23 protein-coding genes are annotated in these 19,177 nt (G+C 52.7%); 21 read left to right on the top strand and 2 right to left on the bottom strand.

What is annotated here, in order from left to right; translation table 11 throughout:
- Positions 1 to 29: 29 nt before the first annotated feature.
- From ABID47_RS27015 to ABID47_RS26935, 17 genes are all read left to right on the top strand, one after another.
- Entirely contained in the window at positions 30 to 998 is a 969-nt protein-coding gene (locus tag ABID47_RS27015; protein WP_354501421.1) for a GT-D fold domain-containing protein, read from the top strand.
- Between the two features lie 50 nt (positions 999 to 1,048).
- Positions 1,049 to 2,428 carry a glycosyltransferase family 2 protein gene (locus ABID47_RS27010; protein ID WP_354501419.1) on the top strand — a complete coding sequence of 460 codons (1,380 nt, stop codon included), beginning with the start codon at positions 1,049 to 1,051 and terminating at the stop codon, positions 2,426 to 2,428.
- A gap of 151 nt (positions 2,429 to 2,579) precedes the next feature.
- Positions 2,580 to 2,867, top strand: a complete 288-nt coding sequence (locus tag ABID47_RS27005; protein ID WP_076174121.1) for a nucleoside-diphosphate sugar epimerase — start codon at positions 2,580 to 2,582, stop codon at positions 2,865 to 2,867.
- 30 nt (positions 2,868 to 2,897) lie between these two features.
- Positions 2,898 to 3,251: a restriction endonuclease subunit S gene (locus tag ABID47_RS27000; protein ID WP_354501417.1), complete on the top strand. Its 354-nt coding sequence runs from the start codon at positions 2,898 to 2,900 to the stop codon at positions 3,249 to 3,251.
- The gene (locus ABID47_RS26995) at positions 3,248 to 3,547 is read left to right on the top strand and encodes a hypothetical protein (protein ID WP_116234154.1); all 300 of its coding nucleotides are present in this window, start codon (positions 3,248 to 3,250) and stop codon (positions 3,545 to 3,547) included. Before ABID47_RS27000 ends, ABID47_RS26995 begins: the two co-directional genes overlap by 4 nt.
- A 3-nt stretch (positions 3,548 to 3,550) precedes the next feature.
- Positions 3,551 to 3,877, top strand: a complete 327-nt coding sequence (locus tag ABID47_RS26990; RefSeq protein ID WP_116234155.1) for a FliH/SctL family protein — start codon at positions 3,551 to 3,553, stop codon at positions 3,875 to 3,877.
- A gap of 185 nt (positions 3,878 to 4,062) precedes the next feature.
- Positions 4,063 to 5,148: a CgeB family protein gene (locus tag ABID47_RS26985; protein ID WP_435530674.1), complete on the top strand. Its 1,086-nt coding sequence runs from the start codon at positions 4,063 to 4,065 to the stop codon at positions 5,146 to 5,148.
- A gap of 32 nt (positions 5,149 to 5,180) precedes the next feature.
- Positions 5,181 to 6,320 carry a glycosyltransferase family protein gene (locus ABID47_RS26980; RefSeq protein ID WP_354501412.1) on the top strand — a complete coding sequence of 380 codons (1,140 nt, stop codon included), beginning with the start codon at positions 5,181 to 5,183 and terminating at the stop codon, positions 6,318 to 6,320.
- Between the two features lie 145 nt (positions 6,321 to 6,465).
- Positions 6,466 to 7,911 (top strand): glycosyltransferase family 4 protein, encoded by a 1,446-nt coding sequence (locus ABID47_RS26975; protein WP_354501410.1) that lies wholly within the window; start codon positions 6,466 to 6,468, stop codon positions 7,909 to 7,911.
- 17 nt (positions 7,912 to 7,928) lie between these two features.
- Positions 7,929 to 9,020, top strand: coding sequence for a non-hydrolyzing UDP-N-acetylglucosamine 2-epimerase (wecB, locus tag ABID47_RS26970; RefSeq protein ID WP_354501408.1), 1,092 nt, complete (start codon positions 7,929 to 7,931; stop codon positions 9,018 to 9,020).
- A complete protein-coding gene (locus ABID47_RS26965; RefSeq protein ID WP_354501406.1) occupies positions 9,013 to 9,996 on the top strand; it encodes a polysaccharide biosynthesis protein in 984 nt (327 codons plus the stop codon). The genes wecB and ABID47_RS26965 overlap by 8 nt, the downstream gene beginning before the upstream one ends.
- Complete coding sequence (locus tag ABID47_RS26960) at positions 9,996 to 10,847, top strand: dTDP-4-dehydrorhamnose reductase family protein (protein ID WP_354501404.1); 852 nt, start codon at positions 9,996 to 9,998, stop codon at positions 10,845 to 10,847. Before ABID47_RS26965 ends, ABID47_RS26960 begins: the two co-directional genes overlap by 1 nt.
- Positions 10,808 to 11,740 carry an NAD-dependent epimerase/dehydratase family protein gene (locus ABID47_RS26955; RefSeq protein ID WP_354501402.1) on the top strand — a complete coding sequence of 311 codons (933 nt, stop codon included), beginning with the start codon at positions 10,808 to 10,810 and terminating at the stop codon, positions 11,738 to 11,740. Before ABID47_RS26960 ends, ABID47_RS26955 begins: the two co-directional genes overlap by 40 nt.
- A complete protein-coding gene (locus tag ABID47_RS26950; protein ID WP_354501400.1) occupies positions 11,737 to 12,450 on the top strand; it encodes a glycosyltransferase in 714 nt (237 codons plus the stop codon). Before ABID47_RS26955 ends, ABID47_RS26950 begins: the two co-directional genes overlap by 4 nt.
- Positions 12,451 to 12,569: 119 nt before the next feature.
- The gene (locus tag ABID47_RS26945; RefSeq protein WP_354501398.1) at positions 12,570 to 13,007 is read left to right on the top strand and encodes a hypothetical protein; all 438 of its coding nucleotides are present in this window, start codon (positions 12,570 to 12,572) and stop codon (positions 13,005 to 13,007) included.
- A 234-nt stretch (positions 13,008 to 13,241) separates the two neighbouring features.
- Entirely contained in the window at positions 13,242 to 14,462 is a 1,221-nt protein-coding gene (locus ABID47_RS26940; RefSeq protein WP_354501396.1) for a glycosyltransferase family 4 protein, read from the top strand.
- 33 nt (positions 14,463 to 14,495) lie between these two features.
- Positions 14,496 to 14,672 (top strand): hypothetical protein, encoded by a 177-nt coding sequence (locus ABID47_RS26935; protein WP_354501394.1) that lies wholly within the window; start codon positions 14,496 to 14,498, stop codon positions 14,670 to 14,672.
- 103 nt (positions 14,673 to 14,775) lie between these two features.
- Here ABID47_RS26935 and ABID47_RS26930 read toward each other — a convergent pair whose 3' ends face one another.
- Positions 14,776 to 15,408 (bottom strand): DUF1796 family putative cysteine peptidase, encoded by a 633-nt coding sequence (locus ABID47_RS26930; protein WP_354501392.1) that lies wholly within the window; start codon positions 15,406 to 15,408, stop codon positions 14,776 to 14,778.
- Positions 15,409 to 15,605: 197 nt separating this feature from the next.
- Here ABID47_RS26930 and ABID47_RS26925 point away from each other — a divergent pair, with 197 nt between their 5' ends.
- The 3 genes from ABID47_RS26925 to ABID47_RS26915 are packed head-to-tail and all read left to right on the top strand — an operon-like array spanning position 15,606 to position 17,433.
- The gene (locus ABID47_RS26925; RefSeq protein ID WP_354501390.1) at positions 15,606 to 15,941 is read left to right on the top strand and encodes a hypothetical protein; all 336 of its coding nucleotides are present in this window, start codon (positions 15,606 to 15,608) and stop codon (positions 15,939 to 15,941) included.
- Positions 15,942 to 15,965: 24 nt separating this feature from the next.
- On the top strand, positions 15,966 to 17,027 hold the full coding sequence (locus ABID47_RS26920) for a glycosyltransferase family 4 protein (RefSeq protein WP_354501388.1): 1,062 nt from the start codon (positions 15,966 to 15,968) through the stop codon (positions 17,025 to 17,027).
- A gap of 19 nt (positions 17,028 to 17,046) precedes the next feature.
- On the top strand, positions 17,047 to 17,433 hold the full coding sequence (locus ABID47_RS26915; RefSeq protein ID WP_354501386.1) for a hypothetical protein: 387 nt from the start codon (positions 17,047 to 17,049) through the stop codon (positions 17,431 to 17,433).
- 95 nt (positions 17,434 to 17,528) lie between these two features.
- On the opposite strand, the gene ABID47_RS26910 is transcribed toward ABID47_RS26915, so the two are convergent.
- Complete coding sequence (locus ABID47_RS26910; protein WP_354501384.1) at positions 17,529 to 18,452, bottom strand: NAD-dependent epimerase/dehydratase family protein; 924 nt, start codon at positions 18,450 to 18,452, stop codon at positions 17,529 to 17,531.
- 170 nt (positions 18,453 to 18,622) lie between these two features.
- Between ABID47_RS26910 and ABID47_RS26905 the strand changes: the two genes are divergently transcribed.
- The gene (locus tag ABID47_RS26905) at positions 18,623 to 19,174 is read left to right on the top strand and encodes a hypothetical protein (RefSeq protein WP_354501382.1); all 552 of its coding nucleotides are present in this window, start codon (positions 18,623 to 18,625) and stop codon (positions 19,172 to 19,174) included.
- The last annotated feature ends 3 nt before the right edge of the window (positions 19,175 to 19,177 follow it).

The raw sequence follows: 19,177 nt of genomic DNA, 5'->3' as shown, positions 1-19,177 counted from the left end.
CCCGCAGGCGCCAGGCTCCGCTCGGCAGAATGGTCAGAAATACCAAGCCGCGTTACGGCAAGGTGCGTCCGAAACCGCCGTTATTCGTCCCTGCGCCCGATACGCTTCAACTTCCTCCGGAGGACTTGAAGGAAGCAGCCCGTCCGATGCCCGAAATCGATATCCAAGCCATGCGCGAGGAAGCCTACCGTGCCGGATACGCAGAGGGAGTGGAGGAGACGGTCGCCTCCCGTCTTCCACCGTATACAGTGCTGCCAGAGATCGGCGCCGGGGAGGTTATCGCTGCCGGGCTGCAGGTATACAGGGAGCATTGGCTGCCTTTGCTGCGTCCCGAGGAAGTCTACGGACGAATGGAGCATGCCTTGGCCTTCGGCCAGCCGTTATCGGTCGTCCGTCTGGGAGACGGTGAACTGCTGGCCTTGGCACATGATACCGTGCTCCATGTGGAGGAAGTGCGGCAAAAGGGCCGCTTTCTCTCGAACGCCGGGATGACGCTGCCTGATCCGCAGGCCCGCGACATGCTGGCCGAATCGCTCCGCACGGCGGGGATCATCGGCATTCCGCATTCCCGCCTGCCGACGTTCCAGGGCCTGCTGTTTCCCGTGCTCCGGCATTACGGAATATCTTACCGCAGCCTGACATTAACGACGTCCACGATCAATTATGCGCTGCATGAGCATGGCCTGCTGCAGCTGCTGCTCTATGGAAGACGGCTGCTCCTGATCGGAGACCGCGCTCCCGAGCTTGCAGACGTACTCAGGGCTTCGGCTGCTCTGAATATTGCCGCCGTGATCAGCCCGGTACGCGGGTTTCGCGACATTCCGAGAGTCATGGCCGAGGCGGCCGGATGCGAGTTTGACCTGGCTGTGGTGGCAAGCGGCATTCCCGCTGTCGTGATCTGCGAGCGAATCGCCAACCAGCTGGGCAAGGTCGCGCTGGACTTCGGGCATCTGGCCGACAAGCTGGCATCCGGCGAGACGCCATACGCGGGAAGATAGGAATGCACCACCGACAAGAACACCATTCGTACAAATGGGGAGGGATCAAGATGAAGAGGCGGAACAGGATCGATGAAGAACGACAGCGGGCTTGGCTGTCCAGCTTGGCGCCACCTCGAAGCAGCCGGTACAACGAAGGTTACGAGCGCGGGTATACGGAAGGACTGCAAAGGGGAAAAGATACGTTTCATATTCCGTTCCAGGGCACCAGTATTATCATTCCGACCTTTAATCAAGCCGAATTTCTGATCCAATGCATTGCAAGCATCGAAGCTCATACGCCGGAGCCGCATGAAATTATCGTCGTCGACAATGCATCGACGGATGATACGGCCGCCTGCCTGCAGCGGCAGAGCAGGCCCATCCGGTATGCCCGACTGGAAGTGAACCGCGGATTTGCCGGCGGCGTAAATTACGGCATGATGATGGCGAAGGGAGAGACCGTCGTCATTCTGAATAATGATACGCTCGTCACCCCGGGCTGGCTGAGCCATATGCTCCGCTGCCTGGACAGCGACCCCCGAATCGGCGCCGTGGGGCCCGTGACGAACTATATCAGCGGAGAGCAGCAGATTCCGGTTCCTTATGAAAACGTGGAGGAGATGTGGGCGTTCGCCGCCCGTCATAACGTCCCGAACGAAGGGTTATGGCGTGAAACCGACCGCCTGGTCGGCTTCTGCCTGCTGCTCCGCCGGGATGTTCTGCACCGCATCGGATATTTGGATGAAGGGTACCGGATCGGCAACTATGAGGACGATGACTGGATCATCCGGCTTCGGCTCACCGGACGGAAGCTGCTCATTGCGGGGGACTCTTTTATTCACCATTTCGGAAGCGTGAGCATGAAGCAGCTGGGCCAGCAGTTTGAGCCGGTTCACCAGCGTAATGAGACATACTACATCAATAAGTGGGATAACCCTTACGCCTGGGTGACGAACATGAAGGAAGGTGCGCTTGCGAGGTTCCCCGGACTCCGAAGCGGGTATGATCTGTACCCGTCACACGTACTTGTCCGGGACCAGGCAGGGCGCCTGTATTTTTTGCTGAACGGACAGAAATATCCTGTCAGCGGCGGGACGGTCCAGGATGTGGCTGAAGCCACACTGCTGTCCATGATGGATATTCGGCAAATCCCGGACGGCGTGCAGCCGCTGTCCAGCGACCAGATCCGGACGATGTTGGATACCGCATCCCAGTCCGAATCCGCGGGACCAGGCGAAGCGGCTGACGGTCTGCTGGTGGCAGGCGCCGGCGGACGCGTGTACCAGTGGTCCCGCGGAACGCTAAGGCCCTTTGCGTCCATGCATGCTCTGAACCGCTGGCATATGGACCACAGAAAACTATCGGCATGGCCAATGGATCTGGTGAGTTCCGTGCCGGAAGGGGATCTGATCATCGCGCCTCCGCATCTTGACAACCCTGTGCTCTGATCTTTACAAAAAATGATAAGAAAAAAAACGGATCACGCCTCCATTCGCGTAACTGTCTTCAGGGCGGCGGCATAGGATATAGCAGGCAGATGCGGATCAGGCGGACCGCCTATTCGCAGACGGCGTGACCTAACATCAGGGAGGAACCGGAATGCAGAGCAAAATTGACGAAATGCTCACCCATATGTCACATTCCAAGCAACAGATGGCCAGGGTTCTGGATGCCGAGCGTCAAGTGGCGGTCCGGATGGCCCAGATTATTCATGATTTGCCCGATGAACATCCGGAGTTTGACGGTGTGAGCGGGTTGATTGAAAATTCCAGCCAGATCAACAAGAGCATCATTTCTTACCTTAGCAGCATTGCTGACCTGCAGGAAGCACTGGCGGAAACGTTGAATCACGTGGTGAAAGAGATGGGCAGCAATGAAGAGGAATAACTTCGGGAGAAACGTAAGGGAGTGCTGGATATGAGCAGAGAACAGGCCTTATTGCATATGCTGGACGCCGCCTCCAAAATCCAGTGGAACATCGCCATGATTCTGGAAGCCAAAGCAGTCGAAGCGGAGAAAATGCGGAACTGGACGCTGAATCATTTGAACTCGGACGCGTTTGCAAGCCATGAAAATCAACTGAGCGAGCCTCTACAGATTCACGGTCAGATCGTGGAGCTGCTGGAGGGGCTTACGAAGATGGAGAATGGATTGTGCAGCAACTTGAAAGCATTGCTTGTACAGGAAGAAGAAGAGTACGGCGGTGGCGGTGGCGGGGAAGGCATGTTCGGCGGCGGCGGTGATTACGGCCTCGGAGACATGGGCAAATGAGTTTGCTCCTTCGTGAGCAGGAAACGAAGCTGGAGCTCATTCGATCCATCGCGCTCAGCCAAAAGGCGCTGGCCCGGATTCTCGGGAGCATCGCCGACATTTCTTCCGAGTCGGACCTCTCTGCCCGGGCACTTCTTGAAAATATCCGGCTTCTGACGCAGCATCAGGATGCATTGTGCCGGATGCTCACGGGCATCAGCCTGTGCCAGCCCCGTAGCGGGAATGCCGCACCGCCCTGGTTAAACGCATCTCTATCCGCCCATTCCGCAGCCACCCGAGAATTACAGGAGGATTAACGGATGATAACGAAGAAAAAACGTCCTCGGAGGTCAAAATCCGGGAAGCGCCTGCTGCTTGCCCGTAAAGCACGGGCCACCAAGACCAAAAAACGGCGGAACAGCCTGCTTCTGAAGAAAAGAAGACACCGGATCAAAAGCATCCGCAGAAAACGGAAACGGGTCGCGAAACCGGTGCTGCCGGTTCCTGTGGCTCAAGGCGTAGAGCCTCATACCAGTCCGGACTCGGCGTACAGCCAAGGATTTGACGAAGCATACAATGAAGGGTTCAATGCGGGTTTTGCCAAAGGCTATGAAGATGGTCATTTGTTAGCCTATCAATCCAAGTAATAACGTGAGGGAATGGGACACAGTCAGGCCTTTCGCTCCATGGAGACAGCCATGGGGCGAAAGGCTTTTTGACGTTTTTTTGGCAGGGCATCCGCCAATTTAGCCGTGCGAAGGCAGTCGTCCATGATGCAATTGCCTCTTCCGCATATATTTATATTGTTCTTTCACAATTCATGACAGATAGGGTGAAGACTGTGGATAATGTAGCTGAAACGGCGGCAAGCACCAGTTACCGGCAGGGCTACGAGGACGGCCTGCGCCTTGGTGTCTGTCAGGCTGTCATGGAACGGATACCCGCTACGGAGCCTTATTACCGGGACATGAAAGTGTTTTATATTCCGCAGGGCTTTCATGCCATTGATCAGGGAATATCCGCCGCTCTGAGCAGCCTGGTCAGAGAATGTATCGTCGTAGAGGCTCCGAAGATGCTGGAGCTTGCTCAAAAGGAACGTCCCGATCTCATCCTCGTATTGAACGGACTGCATGTATTTCCCGAGAATCATTTGGAGGATATCCGGCGGGTTCGCGCGATGGGGATCAAGACGGCCGTCTGGTTTGTCGATGATCCCTATTTTAGTGAGGATACCGCAGCCGCATGCACCGCGTACGACGTCGTGTTTACCCACGAGCTGGGATGCGTGCCTTTTTACAGTGCTCTCGGGGTCAGAAGAGTCCACTATTTACCGCTGGCTGTGAACGTTGACATGTTCAAGCCCTTGCGCTGCGGACCGGAGCATCTGTACGACATTTGCTTTATCGGCAATGCCTTTTGGAACCGTGTCGCCATCTTCGATGAACTGGCGCCGTTTCTGAGGGATAAAAACGTGCTGATTGCCGGGGGATTTTGGGAGCGTTTGTCCCAGCAAGACCTGCTCGGGCGTTCGGTAAGGCTTGGATTTATTCCGCCGGAGGAGACGGTCCGTTATTACAACGGATCGAAAGTGGTCATTAATATCCATCGTCCCGATGAATGGGGGCAGGACAACCGCAACAGCCACCGGATCAGCGGGAAATCGATCAACCCGAGGACCTATGAAATCAACGCTTGCGGGGCAATGCAGATTACAGACATCCGTGAAGATCTCACCAATTATTACAGACCGGGCTATGACATCGAAACCTTTACATCCCCAGAGGAGCTTAAAAACAAGATTAACTATTATCTGGAGCATGAAGAAGAGCGGAGAATCATGGCGGCCCGCGGGCTGTACACGACCCGGCAGGAGCATACGTTTATTTCCCGGATGAGAACGTTTCTGGAACAGTTCTGACACCGGACAATATCAAACGAGGGAGTGTCGATATGTCGAAGGTTAAATGGCCCGAAAGGGTTCCCGATCTGACTCTGAGCTACGATTCGGCCCAGGCGAGAGCCAGGGGACGTGAAGACGGCTACCGGAGCGGATATCATGAAGGTTATTTGCGGGGACGTGCGGATGTGATTGCCAGCCGGCCAGCGGAACCTGTCCCGTTCCGTCAAATCCGGGTGCTGTATATCGCTTCCGGCAAAGGGTACCCGTATTCTCCGCTGGACGAGGCCATCTCTTCCACGCTCCGGACGATGGTCGCCGAAGTGATCATTATCGAGCCGGGGCAGCTTACCGTCGAAGCAGTACTGCAGGCAGCTCCCGATCTGGTGCTTGTTCTGGACGGTATGTTCGTGAATAACGAAATGATGGATACCGTCCGGCAGCTCGGAATTCGGAGCGCGGTCTGGCTTACAGACGATCCTTACTATACCGACATGACGATGGAGAACGTCAAGCATTATGACTACATTTTTACGTTGGAGTCGAACTGCATTCCTTATTACCAGCAGCTGGGCTGCACGCATGTCTACCATTTGCCGTTTGCCGCCCACACCGAATATTACCGTCCGTCCCGGAATATATCCCCGCTTCGCCGGGATGTCAGCTTTATCGGCTCGGCCTACTGGAACCGCATCGCCTTTTTTGACCCGATCATTGACCGGCTCATGCAGCATAAAACGGTGATCAACGGGATCTGGTGGGACCGTCTGCCTAAGTATACGGCCTATCAGGACCGGATCGAGCTCAATAAATGGATGGGGCCCGCCGAGACTGCGGAGGCGTATAACGGCTCCAAGATCGTCATCAATCTGCACCGCTCCCATGAGGACGATTCCGTGAACAACAACGCCGTCAAAATTCCCGCAGCTTCCCCCAATCCCCGCACCTTTGAAATCTCCGCCTGCGCCACGCTCCAAATCAGCGATAACCGGAGCGACCTGGCTAAATATTACACACCGGGCGTGGAGATCGAAACGTACAGCTCCCCGGAGGAATTGCTGGGCAAAATCGAATATTACCTTGCACATGAGGAAGAACGCAGACAGATCGCTTTGAATGCATTGGAGAGAACGTTCAGGGACCATACGTACAGCAAGCGCCTGAACGAGATGCTGTCGATCATTTACGCGTAGGCCCTATACGTTTGAACGCATTTTTGGACGGATGGCGGGCACCATGTGTCGGTTCCGGCGTATATGCGCCTCTCATATCTTGTATTACCTGGGTGAAAGGAGGTGTGATTCGTACCCCTGTACGATTTTACAGTGGTCCTAAAGCATGGATATGACAAAACCTAAATTAATGCTGTTCTCACATGTCAGCAATACCAAAAGCATTACAGGAGCCGAGAAACTGCTGCTCCTGTTCTGCCGGTATATGTCACCTTATTTCAATTGCATCTTAGTGGCTCCGGGCGAAGGTAAGCTGACCGATCATGCCCGTAAACAGGGAATACAGGTCATGATTCAGACCTTCCCGTTGTTGTACGGCATGTATAACCCGGATTCCCGGCTGCCGCAGAATGCCGAGGAGCTGCGCAGCCATCCCGATTACGCCTCCGTCGTCCGGCTCATTGGAGAGACTGCACCGGATTTGGTGCTGACGAACACCATCGTCAACGCGCTGCCGGCAATCGCCGCCAAATCGCTCGGAATCCCTGTTGTCTGGAAAGTGACGGAGGTCATTCAGGAGAACGAGTTCACGACGGACGTGCTGAACATTGCTGACTTTTACAGCGATTGGATTATCTCGATTTCGGAATCTGCCGCCAGGGTGTTCCTGGGACGAATCAGCAGCCCGATCAGCCTGCTGCCTCCGTCTACGGACAGCGAACGGCTGCATTCCTTCAGCGAGATGGTAAGGCAGAGCGAGCGGAAAGGGCTGCGGCTGAAAGAGGAGCATAAGTGCATCGGCTACATTTCCGCTTTCATTCATCCGGAAAAAGGCTTAAACGAGTTTATTCGTATGGCGATATCTCTATGCCCCAGACGACCCGAATGCCGGTTTGTGATCGTCGGCAGGGCTGCGGATCATCGCTATTACGATGCCTGTTTGACGGATGTCAGATTTTCCGGATATAAATCAAGGTTCCAGTTTATCCCTTTCGTGGAATCGGTACAGTCAGTTTACAGTGCGATGGACATTCTTGTCGTCCCGAGCATGGTGTCGGAGGGCTTCGGAATGACCGCGCTGGAAGGCATGCTGTGCGGGAAACCGGTGGTTGCTTTTGCGTCTGGGGGGCTCGGCGAGCTGATGGTTAGTACAGGCAATGGGCACCTGGCCGTACCTGCCGGAGATGTGCAAGGGCTGGCCGACAAGGTTGCCGGTCTGCTCGACGATCCGGCTGCGCTGGCGAACACCGGATTCCACAATGAAGCGACGGCAAGGGCGATGTACGGAATTGAGACCTATCAGCGGAGGCTGGATGAAATCATGAATCAGTGGCGCACATTGTATCCGCACTGGCTGATGCCCGGAAACCGCTCGCCGCTGATCTTTGCGGAGCCCGAGGTACCGGCTCAGCCTCCGGCTGTACAGGCACAGGCCCCCCGAAAAGGGCGGAGATCCAGTCGCCGAAAAACCTTCCGCATCCGGATCTTCCGTAAAAGGAGGCTGAACAATTTTGCGAGGAAGTCGCGAAAATTTCCAATCAAAAAGGCTCTTCGAAAGCTGAAAATCAAGAGGGCCAAATCCGCCAAAAGGCGGAAGGGAAGGAAACGATAGAATAGGAGACGGAAGTTATGAGAATTATGACGATTTTGGGTACAAGACCCGAAATAATCCGCCTCAGTCTCATTCTTCCGAAGCTGGACCGGTATGCAGAGCGCCACGTGCTCGTGCACACCGGACAGAATTTTGTGGAAAGGCTGAGCGGCATCTTTTTCCGCCAACTTGGATTGCGTAATCCCGATTATGTGCTGCAGGACTCGGCAGCATCTCTGGGAATGCAGCTGTCTTCAATGTTTTCCCAAATAGAGGTGATCCTGAAGAAGGAGAAGCCCGATAAGATTTTGCTCCTCGGGGACACCAACAGCGCCCTCTGCGCGATTCTGGCCGAACGGCTCGGGTATACTGTAGTGCACATGGAAGCCGGAAACCGCTGCTTTGACCTGAACGTTCCGGAGGAGAAGAACCGGCGTGTCATCGATGCCATTTCAACCATTAATATGCCGTATACCGAACAGAGCAAGAAGCATTTGATTGCCGAAGGATTTCCCAGCTCGCGGATCGTTCTCACGGGAAATCCCATCTATGAGGTGATGAAGCATTACGAGCTCCAGATTCAAAGCAGCCGCATTCTCGATACCTTGGGGCTGAAGCCAAAGGAGTATTTCCTGATCACGGCGCACCGTGCGGAGAATGTGGACCGACCCGACCATCTGGAGCAGATTATGCAGGGCTTGAACCTGATTGCAGAACAGCACGGACGCCGAATTATTTGCAGTATTCATCCCCGGACGGCTTTACGGATTGCCGAGCATTCTGGATTTTCCATGAACCCTCTGGTTGAATTCCATGAACCCTTTGGATTTTTCGACTTTGTCCAATTGGAGCGATTTGCCTGCTGTGCATTAACGGACAGCGGAACGGTGCAGGAGGAGTGCTGCATTATGCAGGTACCGACGGTCACGATGAGGCAAACGACGGAGCGTCCGGAAACGGTGGATTGCGGAAGTAACATCGTATCCGGCGTCGATGCGAAACGAATTGCCGAGTCGGCATCCCTGATGCTCGAGCTGAATGCGAAGTGGCAGTGTCCGCAGGGATATCTGGCGGAAGATGTATCGGATAAGGTTGTCAAATATCTGCTTGGAGGGAACGTGCATGTTTGAAAATCAGCGTATTTTGGTGACCGGCGGCACCGGTTCCTGGGGGTACGAGTTGATTGCCCAGCTGCTGCCGCTGGGTCCGAAGGAAGTGGTGGTGTTTTCCCGGAACGAGTCTTCCCAAGTGGCGATGAGCCGGGAGTTCGAGAACGAACGGCTTCATTTCCGGATCGGGGACATTCGCGACAAAGAAGCTCTGACGGCAGCATGTCATAACATCGATTACGTGTTCCATCTGGCCGCGCTCAAGCATGTGCCGGTATGCGAGGATCAGCCATATGAAGCGTTAAAAACGAATGTGATTGGCACGCAAAATGTGATTGAGGCGGCAATTGAAAATAAAGTAAAAAAAGTGTTTTATATTTCGACCGACAAGGCGGCGAACCCCTCCAACTTCTACGGGATGACCAAGGCCATCGGCGAGAAGTTAATCGTGTATGCGAATTTGCTTCACACCGATACTCGATTCGTCACCGTTCGGGGAGGTAACGTACTTGGAACAAACGGCAGCGTCGTGCACGTCTTTAAGGACCAAATCCGGAGCAAGGGCCAGGTATCGATCACAGATATGAAAATGACCCGTTTCTTCCTGACCCTTCGGGATGCGATCGCCCTGCTGTTCAAGGCGGCAGAAGAAAGCATCGGCGGTGAGATCTTTGTAATGACGATGCCGGCATGCCGGATCGTTGATTTAGCGGAGGTTTTGATTGAGGCTTCGGGACGGGATGGAGTGAAAATCGTTGAAACAGGTACTCGCCCTGGCGAGAAAATTCATGAAATTTTGATGAGTGACTTTGAAAGCATGACGACCGTCGTCTATGACGAGGAATATCTGGTCATTTTGCCTACACTCAACATGCCTGAGCTTAAGGAACGGTACAGCCACTGCGAGCCGGTTTCGTTCAGCAGCTTCTCTTCGAACTACCATTTGATGAGCAAAGAGGACATTCGCAATATCTTGGAGCGCGGGGGGTTCTTATAATGAAACTGTTGATCCTGGGCGCAAGCGGAATGGCAGGCCATATGCTGGTCGATTATTTCAAGCTGCAAAGCAAGCACCAGGTCTTCTACACGACCCGTGACCCCCGGAACAATGGCGGATTGATCGTGGATGCTGCTGATATCGCGACGGTAGATAAACTGATCGAAATCGTAAGACCCGATTGCATTATCAATGCAATCGGCGTCCTCAATCATTTTGCGGAAGAAGATAAAATCAATGCTTACCATATTAACGGGTTTCTGCCCCATCGTCTACGCCGTGCAGCAGATGCGATCGGAGCCAGATTGATTCATATCAGCACCGACTGCGTTTTTGAAGGAACACGCGGAGGTTACCAGGAAAACGACGTACCCGATGGAACGAGCGTCTACGCTTTGACGAAGGCGTTAGGGGAGGTCTGTGCTCCTGGACATTTAACGATTCGTACTTCCATTATCGGCCCGGAAATCCGCTCCCGCGGAATCGGGCTCATGCACTGGTTTATGCATCAACGGGGAACCGTAACGGGGTACTGCAACGTGTTCTGGAACGGGGTTACGACGCTGGAACTGGCAAAAGCGATCGATACTGCATTGTTGATGCCATCATTGTCTGGGCTGATTCATCTGGCTCATCCGGAACCGATCAGCAAACACGATCTGCTCCTCTTGTTTCAGGAAATTTGGAACCTGGTGGATGTGACTGTGGTTCCGGCAAATACCCCCGTGCAGGACAGAACGCTCGTTTCGACACGAAGTGACTGGAATTACGAAGTTCCGCATTACCGAGACATGCTGAAGGAGTTGGAGAAATGGATGCGAGAAACGACCTCCACCAGCGTGTCATACTAATTACCGGGGCTTCGGGATTTACCGGCAGCCATGCCTGCCGGTATTTTGCAGGGCAGGGTTTGCAGGTTGCCGCGATAGTACGCCATATCAGAGAAGAGGATAAGGTCGAAGGAGTCCGATACTATTCGTGCGATCTCCTTGACAAAAAGTGCATTGAAGAGCTCGTCGGAACCATTGCTCCGGATTATGTACTTCACCTTGCCGGTAAAAACTCGGTGCCTGAGTCCTGGGAGGAACCACTGCTATATATGGAAACCAATGTGCTTCCCACGCTCTATCTGCTGAACGCTCTCCGCCCTTTGCCTTCCTGCCGGGTGCTGATCGCCGGCACGATGGCGGTATTCAAGCTTACACCGCCGTTTCGCCCGCCGCATCCGTACAGTCTCAGCAAAAGTTTGCAAAAGGCTGCCGTGTTGTCATGGAGGGAACTATTTGGTCAGGCCGTGATGCTGGCAGAACCGTCAAACCTCATTGGCCCCGGCCCCTCTACAGGCTTTTGTGCTTTATTGGGGCGTCATATCACGGCGTGGGAGCGGGGTGAAGCAACGGAGCCATTCCGCATTTCCTCCCGCAACGCCAGCAGGGATTTTCTGGATGTGCGGGATGCAGTCAAAGCCTACGGCATTCTGCTCGAGAAGGGAAAGCCCGGTAAGAATTATGCTGTTCGGTCCGGTAAGGAATACACGCTGGCCGAGATTACGGGACTCTTTATGGAGCTTGCCGGAAAAACCGCTCCAGTGGAATGGGGAGAAGGGGAGGATACCACCAAGGGAAAAACGGCGCATAAAGCGGCCAGTATGAAGCTGCTGCGCTGGGAACCCTCCATTCCAATCCGCGACTCGCTAACCGATGTTCTTGAATATTTCCGCATCCGGGGGGGAGGTTCCAAATGAGACCTTTGGTTACGATCGTCATTCCTTTCTTCAACGATCCTTACGTGGAGCAAGCGGTTGAAAGCGCCTTGTCGCAATCCTACAAACCCATAGAGATCATTGTAGTCGATGACGGGTCGACACAACATGCCGAGCGATTGGCGCCATACAAGTCCCACATTCATTACCTGGGAAAGGCCAACGGGGGTACTGCCAGCGCCCTCAACCACGGGATCCGTCATGCCTCGGGAGAATATATAGCGTGGCTGAGCTCAGACGACTTGTTTTACCGGGACAAGATCAACAACCAGGTGCTGTTCATGCTGGAGCGGAACGCTTGGATTTCTCACACCAATTTCAACTATATCGATATGCACAACCAGATTACACAGTTTCGTGCCGGAGTGGTCTTTCAGCGGCCGGTGGAATTCTATCGCTGCTTCTTAAATGCCAATCCGGTCAACGGGTGCACGGTTATGATGAGAAAGGAGCTTTTCTGCCACGTCGGCTTGTTCAATGAAGCCCTGCCATATACGCACGATTTGGATTTTTGGGGCAAAGTGATTCAAGCCGGTTTTCCCTTCCCGTATCTGGATGAGCCGCTGGTCGGATACCGCTGGCACCCGGGTATGGGAACCTTACGCCACCGCGAAGCTATTAACCACGAGTATGCCGCGACGCAAGAACGCGTTAGAAGCGCCATCCGACCGATCGTTGCGGCAATGGAGTAAAATCCGAGGATCATCCGGCATATATTTCCCTCCTGAAATTGGATGAACAGACAGGATAGTTCGTCCATGCGAGAGGCAGAACCCTCGCATAATCTATGGATGAAAGGAGGGAAAATCTTATGCCAAATCGTTTAATTGACAGCCAGATTTCACAAAACGTTTCTACCGCCGGGGCTGTTGCTATTCCGGCAAGCACGACGCCTGCCTTGTTCGGAACGCTGGGTCTGAACACATCTACGGCAGGTGCGAACCTTTCCGTCCATTTTACGGCAACCGTAACGCTCAGTGCCGTCGTCGCCGTACTCGTACCGGTAACGGTAACGATCTTCCGGGTGGTCGGCGGGGTGTCTACGCTGATCTACTCCGCAACGGAGACGCTTCCGGTCGGTACGCTGCTCTTAACGACGGACGTACTGACAGTCACGGGAATTGACCTACTCACCACCAATCCGGGCTTCGTCATTTATCAGGCGTTTGTCAGCATCCCTGCTGGATTGGCGGTCATTCCGAACCGTACAGGCCCTGAGAGCTTTGAAGCTGTGGCCTACTCCGACTAATCTACTATACGCAAAGAGGTTTGCTGAAAGCGCCGGAACCAAGTGGTTCCGGCGCTTTCTTGCCTTCATCTTCACTAACGCCGGCCGTTTTTTCTCGCTTTGCTGCAATTTATCTGAAAAAAGGGCTAAAGAGTCGTGTCCCGGCCTTTTTGTTTTCAATATAGTATAGTGTCTGCTATCAATACGATCATCAGTGAGTCCGGCTTCTCGCCGGTCCCATGGGAAGGAGAAGGCATGAAAATATTACTTGCTACATTCTGGCTGATTCCCCATGTCGGCGGCGTATGGAAGTATATGACGCAGCTTCAGCAGAGGCTGGAAGCGATGGGACACCAGGTCGATCTGCTCGGAAACAGCCCGGACTATTCCAAGTATCATATTATCAACCGCGGCAGGGAGCTCCATAAGGAAAAGATTCGGCCGTTTCTGACAGCCAAGCTAGCCAAGGAGCAGTCGCCTTTACTGCATACCGATCCGCTGATTTATTTTTACGAAGAGGATCGCTATAATATGGAAATTTCCGCCGCCTGTTTTGGTCTTGACCAGTACGATTTGATACACACCCAGGATATTTTTGCTGCGCGGGCGATCAGCCGAGTCAAGCCTGCTCATGTGCCGCTGGTGGTTCAAGTACACGGTTCGGTTTCACAGGAACTTCACAACCATTTTCGTTTAAATCCTCATCTAGGCATTACAGAAGGGTCCCCGGCATGGAAGTATTTTGAGTCCATTGAGTATTACGGAGCCTCTTCGGGAAGCGTAACGATTACTTCGACACAGTGGCAGAAAAACGAGCTTGTCTACGATTTCGGCATCCCGGAGAACCGCGTCAGCGTTTTCCAATACGGTCTGGATACCCAGGATTTTTGGCGGAAGGCCGAGGCGGGAACCGATGTCCAGCGCCCTTCGGATAAAAAGGTTATCATATTTCCGGCACGGCTGTCCTTTGTCAAAGGAATCGATGTGCTCATCTCGGCCCTCGGCATGCTTAAATTTATACGCCAGGATTGGGTATGTTGGATCGTCGGTAACGGTGAGAAAAGAGAGGAACTGCAGCGACAGGTAGAGGGACTGTCCCTGCAAAACGACGTGCTGTTTTTGGGTGAGCGCCATGACGTCCCGGCACTATTGACGAAATCGGATATATTTGTGCATTCCTGCATTCAGGATAATCAGCCGTTCTCGGTCATGGAGGCGCAGATTGCCGGGCTTCCTGCTTGTGTATCCAATGCCGGCGGCCTGCCGGAGATGGTCGAGCATGGCGTGACGGGGCTGGTCTCACCGGTGAAGGATCCAGTCACCTTGACCCAGCATCTGAATATGCTTCTGCAGGACGATCCGTTTCGCCTCCAGCTTGGACGAAATGCCGCCGCTTGGGGGGCTCAGCACTGGTCATTGGATCTCATGATGGATCGGCTAATGAATCTGTATCAACAGGTAACCGGCCGCGTCTGAAACGCCATTTCAATAGGAAGGGGGGGGAGTCTGTTGCCGGGAGAACCCTTTATGGTCATCGGGGATCTGTATAACCGTATTTTTGTGAGTCAGTCATCCCATTTGGAATTGAAGGTCGACTATTCGATTTGGAACCAGATTTTTGCCAATCTTCCTAAAGATTATCGGCTGCCGGACATCGAAGTGCTGCTTCTGGATAAACCTTTGTAATCGGGGTAACTGATGGGTGCGGCAGTTCACATAAAAAGGGGCTTTCTGGTGCTGGCGCACGGAAAGCCCCTTTTTATAATTGGAGAATTTGCAAGCTTCTTTGCTAGGATTCGTCAAGTACTATGCCGCTTAAGATATCGGCCCACAGCGGATCGTTGCCATCCCATTTCCCGACTTCTGGCATTTGAAGAGAACATACCCGCTTCAGGGGGCAATCGTTTTCGACTATAGTCTGAACGGCAGTCGTGTGATTGAGAAGTAGGATATTGAAGTCGTTGACAACGAGGCCTGAGAGTACTTGTTCAAGTTCGGCAGTCTGCTCATGCGTTCCTTCGGTGCGGATAAACAGGATTCTTCGAGCCGTCGCGCATTTGTGCAGGAAGCGCTGTACCCGCCGGTCGTACTTGGCTTTGATCGCTGGATAATCTGCGAGATTATCAGGTGTGTTTTTATACGTCAAAAAGTCATGATTGGACAAAAAGTTGTATTCCTTCTCAACGACAAGGTATAGCGCATCGCTGATCTGTTTTTCAACCTCGAGGTTGGCTAGATCCATAAACCGGGCAAAGCGGTTGGTGAGGAGCCGGTTTACGTCCGAAAGGTTGTATGAGGCCATCCAATCTAGGGGGCCAGCATAGGGACGGAGGTTATTTTTCTCCAGTTGCATCGAGATTAAACACAAGTCACCAAGGCTGAAAATTGCATCGTAGCTGCCTTTGATATCGGCTAGTTTCAAGCGAAACACTCCTTTCTTTGATTCTTCAAAAATATGAATACGACTACATATTATTAAATGCGCCGGGAGGGAAGTTGCTTGGATGTACGTTTACTGGGAATAAACAAATAGGTGCTCTTCTCCCTAGCATCAGCCCGTACCCTTGTTGGTTAAATCCATAACATGATATAAAAGACTTCTGCTCTGGAGGAATGGTCATGTCGATACTACGTCTGGAATCAGCCGCTAATACACCAATTGACTGCCGGTATATTCAATCCCTTGACTTGGAGATCAGCAATCAAGGGATAGAGCCCTTTGAAATGCTCATTCACGGATATGGAGAAAAGGGATTGTTCCATTTGGGCCTGATTCATGTCGGGGCGGGCCAGACCGTAGCCGTTCCGGACATCGTTACGAATCATTCGCCTTTTCAGATTGTGCTGGTCACCAACATCAATTCGTTCGCGCATACAGGTGTTATTTTCAGAGTTAAGTACCAAGGGATGCTTATCGCGGTGTATACGCAGGAAGACACCGTACGGACCCCATGAGGGGCAGAACGGGGGGATTTCAACGTGAAAGTATTATTTGTGTTTTATGTGCCCAGTGGAGGAATGGATTCGATTAACCGTCTACGGTGCCAACAGCTGAGAAATTACGGGATTGAGGCTTCATGCTTGTACTATTACTGGGGGGCAGGCATGCAGAATAAGGCCGATTTTCCGATCTTTATAACGAATGATGATTTGGAAATTAAGCGAATTTTGGATACCGGGGGTTATGACGTGATCGTTGTTACGACGGACCATATGAGCTTTCCCCGTTTTCGTAACCTCGGTTATACCGGTAAGATGGTGCTTGAAATTCAAGGGTATGGGCCTAAGGAAGTCGCAAGGAAAAAACTAATCGAAGCCGTACCCTATGTCAATGCGTTCGCATCCGCGCTGCTCAACCCCTGCACGCCGCATATTGCGGCATTGTTCCAGGAATTGTTCCCGCATATACCACAGTATCATATTCCCAACTGCTTTGATGCCGAGGCATTTACTTACCGTAAGACGATCCCGCTAACTTACCCTGTGATCGCCTGGCTCGGTCGAATGGAGGATAACAAAAACTGGAAGGAATTTTTATATATCGGTCACCAGCTTTCCTACTATGTGCCTGATTTGCAGATGTGGATGTTCGAAGATTCCAATTTGTCCGATCCTGACCAGCGCGAGCAGTTTGTTCAGACGATCAAAGCGCTGGACCTTGAGCCTCGGTTATCTTTGTTCTCCAACATTCCGAATGAGGAGATGCAGTATTATTATTCGGCCATCGGGGATTCCGGGGGATTTATGTGCTCGACCTCTAAGGTAGAAGGAGGGCCGGTATCGGTACTGGAAGCAATGAGCTGCCGATGCCCCGTACTGGCAACGAATTCGGATGGGGTGGCCCTGACAATCAAACACAACGTTACAGGCAAAAATTACACGCTCGGCAACGTTTCGCAGGCAGTGTTGGAGGGACTTAGCCTGATAAAGGATCATCAGTTGCGCGAAACCATTCGGAATGCTGCGCAGACTAGGCTCAGAGCGGAATTTAATCCTCATGTATATTGCGTGAGCATCATCGAGATGCTGTACAACATTTGAGAAAAGAAGGGATCCTGTGATGAAATATCATGCTAAATTAGGTGCCTCTGAAGGTTCCTATACACCCTTTACGGTCGGAAAACAGGAAATCGTGCTGACCTCGGTGTCGCTTCAGCAGGTCTCGCCGGGGGATCTCATCGAGCTTGAAATCGATGTTACCTGGGTGAAATCCATTTACTGGGACATGGGAGAAATGGAATTCATACTGCGTAAAGACACTCCGGACGGACCGGTCATTTATTGGACGCTAGAAACCTGCTTTGAAAAAGGGCGTACCCGGGAAAGCTGCTCGTTCTATGCCGATCCAGGCATGTCCGTCTTTTATCTGAGCGTTCGGTCAGCGGATGAACGGGGCGTGATATCGGGAGACTACTGGCTAAAAGGAACGGTTAAATCTGTAACTTAACATAGCCGTCCGGTTTGATCCCGGACGGTGTTTTTTATACTTTGCATAACTCAAGTACTTATTCTTCGAAACGGATCAATTAACCTGTATGGGTTTTATTGAGAACCAACAATGAAACTTCGATACGTCTCTTGAAGCCCCTGTTCCAGCGAATAGACGGGTTTCCAAAGCAGCTTTCGCTGAATCGCTTGATTCGATAAGCAGCTGTGACGGATATCTCCAGACTTGTCTGGGCCGTGCTGCACATGAATTTGACGGGAATGAAACTTACGGAGGAACGACACCAAATCGTTAACCGTAGCCGCTTTTCCGGTGCTGACATGCAGCGTCAAATCCTCCGGATGGCTGCTTGCCGCGATGAGTGCTTCGACGACATCCTTGACATAAATAAAGTCCCGCGTCTGATTTCCGTCGCCGTTGACAACCAGCTGCCGGTCATGGTGGATCCGGTCCATAAAGATGGCCACGACGCCGCCTTCTCCCTTCGCGGTCTGACCCGGTCCGTACACGTTGGCGAAGCGGAGAATGGCATGGGACAACCCGAATAAGGATGTGTATAAACGAATGTACTGCTCGCCGGTCAGCTTGGAAAGGCCATAGAAGGAGATCGGGAGCGTGGGGTCACTTTCCGTCATGATGTCCTTCTGCAGGTTACCGTATACACCTGATGTGGAAGCAAAGATGAACTTGCGGACCTTTGCTTCCCTGCAGGCGTTCAGTATGTTAAGCGTGCCCCCAATGTTAATGTCCATATCCAGGAATGGATCCCGTATCGATTGCTGAACATCCGCCTGCGCAGCCAAATGGACAACGACATCCGGCTGAATGGAAACAATCATCTTATAGGCATCCGGGCTCCGAATATCAAGCGTATGAAGAACCGCCTCAGCGGGGACCTTTTCGGCTCGGCCCGTGGACAGATTATCAATCACATGCACCTGCGAACCAAGAGACGCAAGACGACGGACAAGATGTGAGCCGATAAATCCCGCGCCGCCTGTCACGACAACCGTATTCATGCATCTACCTCCTGTGTATTAGGTCATGATCTATCGTATGTGGAGGAGAAACGTTCGGTATTAGGCGATCCAACCATTTCCGCGGCTGATGCAAAGATCTCGGGCGAATGGGTAAAATGAAGGCAAGGAAGGGTGAAATCGAATGTCTTCAAGCAAATGGGGGATGAGCCATGCACGTTAAGAAGTGGTTAGGAGTGGCCGGGTGCCTGCTTTTGGTCGTTATTGTCGCAACACTCATAGCGGATCGTGAAGCGAACCCGCCGGATTCGGCCCGGGAAACAATAGCTGCAAATGGAGAGCAAATCCAGGAGTCGACGGGGATATTCCAATGGAATGATAAAGAGGTCCGGAGTGTGGAGTGGGAAGGGAAAAACCAATCCTGGATTTTGCAGCGGGAACCGGCTGTGGCGGAAGAGAGCATGTTAGGGGGCGGATGGCTGCTTAATGGAAGCGAGCTGCCTGTAAGTCAAGCGGAATCCAGGATTCGTAAGCTTCGCGAGTTGGGGCAAGACGGGGGTACCCGCCGCGCTTCGACTTTAAGCCATGAAGTGATCGTTGGTACCATTACGGTTACTTTAAGCGGATTAAAAAAGGAACCGGAAGTTTACCTCATCGCGGTCGAGCCGGATCACCCCGAACAGGTATGGATCCTGCGGAGCGGCGATCCTTTAGCTTATTTGGTACCCAAAGATGCATATCTGGAACTTGAGCAGCTGCAGTAGCAC

The sequence above is a fragment of the Paenibacillus favisporus genome (genome assembly GCF_040545415.1).
Lineage (GTDB): Bacteria > Bacillota > Bacilli > Paenibacillales > Paenibacillaceae > Paenibacillus_AQ > Paenibacillus_AQ favisporus.
The sequence above is the reverse complement of the archived record's forward strand: the minus strand, read 5'-3'. Positions and strand labels throughout refer to the sequence as shown.

What these genes read in the sequence shown, in the direction of transcription:
- ABID47_RS27000 (WP_354501417.1), top strand. Translation starts at nt 2,898, where the DNA reads ATGAGCAGAGAACAGGCCTTATTGCATATGCTGGACGCCGCCTCCAAA.
- ABID47_RS26975 (WP_354501410.1), top strand. Translation starts at nt 6,466, where the DNA reads ATGGATATGACAAAACCTAAATTAATGCTGTTCTCACATGTCAGCAAT.
- ABID47_RS26925 (WP_354501390.1), top strand. Translation starts at nt 15,606, where the DNA reads ATGTCGATACTACGTCTGGAATCAGCCGCTAATACACCAATTGACTGC.
- ABID47_RS26910 (WP_354501384.1), bottom strand. Translation starts at nt 18,452, where the DNA reads ATGAATACGGTTGTCGTGACAGGCGGCGCGGGATTTATCGGCTCACAT.
- ABID47_RS26995 (WP_116234154.1), top strand. Translation starts at nt 3,248, where the DNA reads ATGAGTTTGCTCCTTCGTGAGCAGGAAACGAAGCTGGAGCTCATTCGA.
- ABID47_RS27010 (WP_354501419.1), top strand. Translation starts at nt 1,049, where the DNA reads ATGAAGAGGCGGAACAGGATCGATGAAGAACGACAGCGGGCTTGGCTG.
- ABID47_RS26955 (WP_354501402.1), top strand. Translation starts at nt 10,808, where the DNA reads ATGGATGCGAGAAACGACCTCCACCAGCGTGTCATACTAATTACCGGG.
- ABID47_RS26990 (WP_116234155.1), top strand. Translation starts at nt 3,551, where the DNA reads ATGATAACGAAGAAAAAACGTCCTCGGAGGTCAAAATCCGGGAAGCGC.
- ABID47_RS27015 (WP_354501421.1), top strand. Translation starts at nt 30, where the DNA reads ATGGTCAGAAATACCAAGCCGCGTTACGGCAAGGTGCGTCCGAAACCG.
- ABID47_RS26940 (WP_354501396.1), top strand. Translation starts at nt 13,242, where the DNA reads ATGAAAATATTACTTGCTACATTCTGGCTGATTCCCCATGTCGGCGGC.
- ABID47_RS26965 (WP_354501406.1), top strand. Translation starts at nt 9,013, where the DNA reads ATGTTTGAAAATCAGCGTATTTTGGTGACCGGCGGCACCGGTTCCTGG.
- ABID47_RS26960 (WP_354501404.1), top strand. Translation starts at nt 9,996, where the DNA reads ATGAAACTGTTGATCCTGGGCGCAAGCGGAATGGCAGGCCATATGCTG.
- ABID47_RS26950 (WP_354501400.1), top strand. Translation starts at nt 11,737, where the DNA reads ATGAGACCTTTGGTTACGATCGTCATTCCTTTCTTCAACGATCCTTAC.
- ABID47_RS26905 (WP_354501382.1), top strand. Translation starts at nt 18,623, where the DNA reads ATGCACGTTAAGAAGTGGTTAGGAGTGGCCGGGTGCCTGCTTTTGGTC.
- ABID47_RS26980 (WP_354501412.1), top strand. Translation starts at nt 5,181, where the DNA reads ATGTCGAAGGTTAAATGGCCCGAAAGGGTTCCCGATCTGACTCTGAGC.
- wecB (WP_354501408.1), top strand. Translation starts at nt 7,929, where the DNA reads ATGAGAATTATGACGATTTTGGGTACAAGACCCGAAATAATCCGCCTC.
- ABID47_RS27005 (WP_076174121.1), top strand. Translation starts at nt 2,580, where the DNA reads ATGCAGAGCAAAATTGACGAAATGCTCACCCATATGTCACATTCCAAG.
- ABID47_RS26945 (WP_354501398.1), top strand. Translation starts at nt 12,570, where the DNA reads ATGCCAAATCGTTTAATTGACAGCCAGATTTCACAAAACGTTTCTACC.
- ABID47_RS26915 (WP_354501386.1), top strand. Translation starts at nt 17,047, where the DNA reads ATGAAATATCATGCTAAATTAGGTGCCTCTGAAGGTTCCTATACACCC.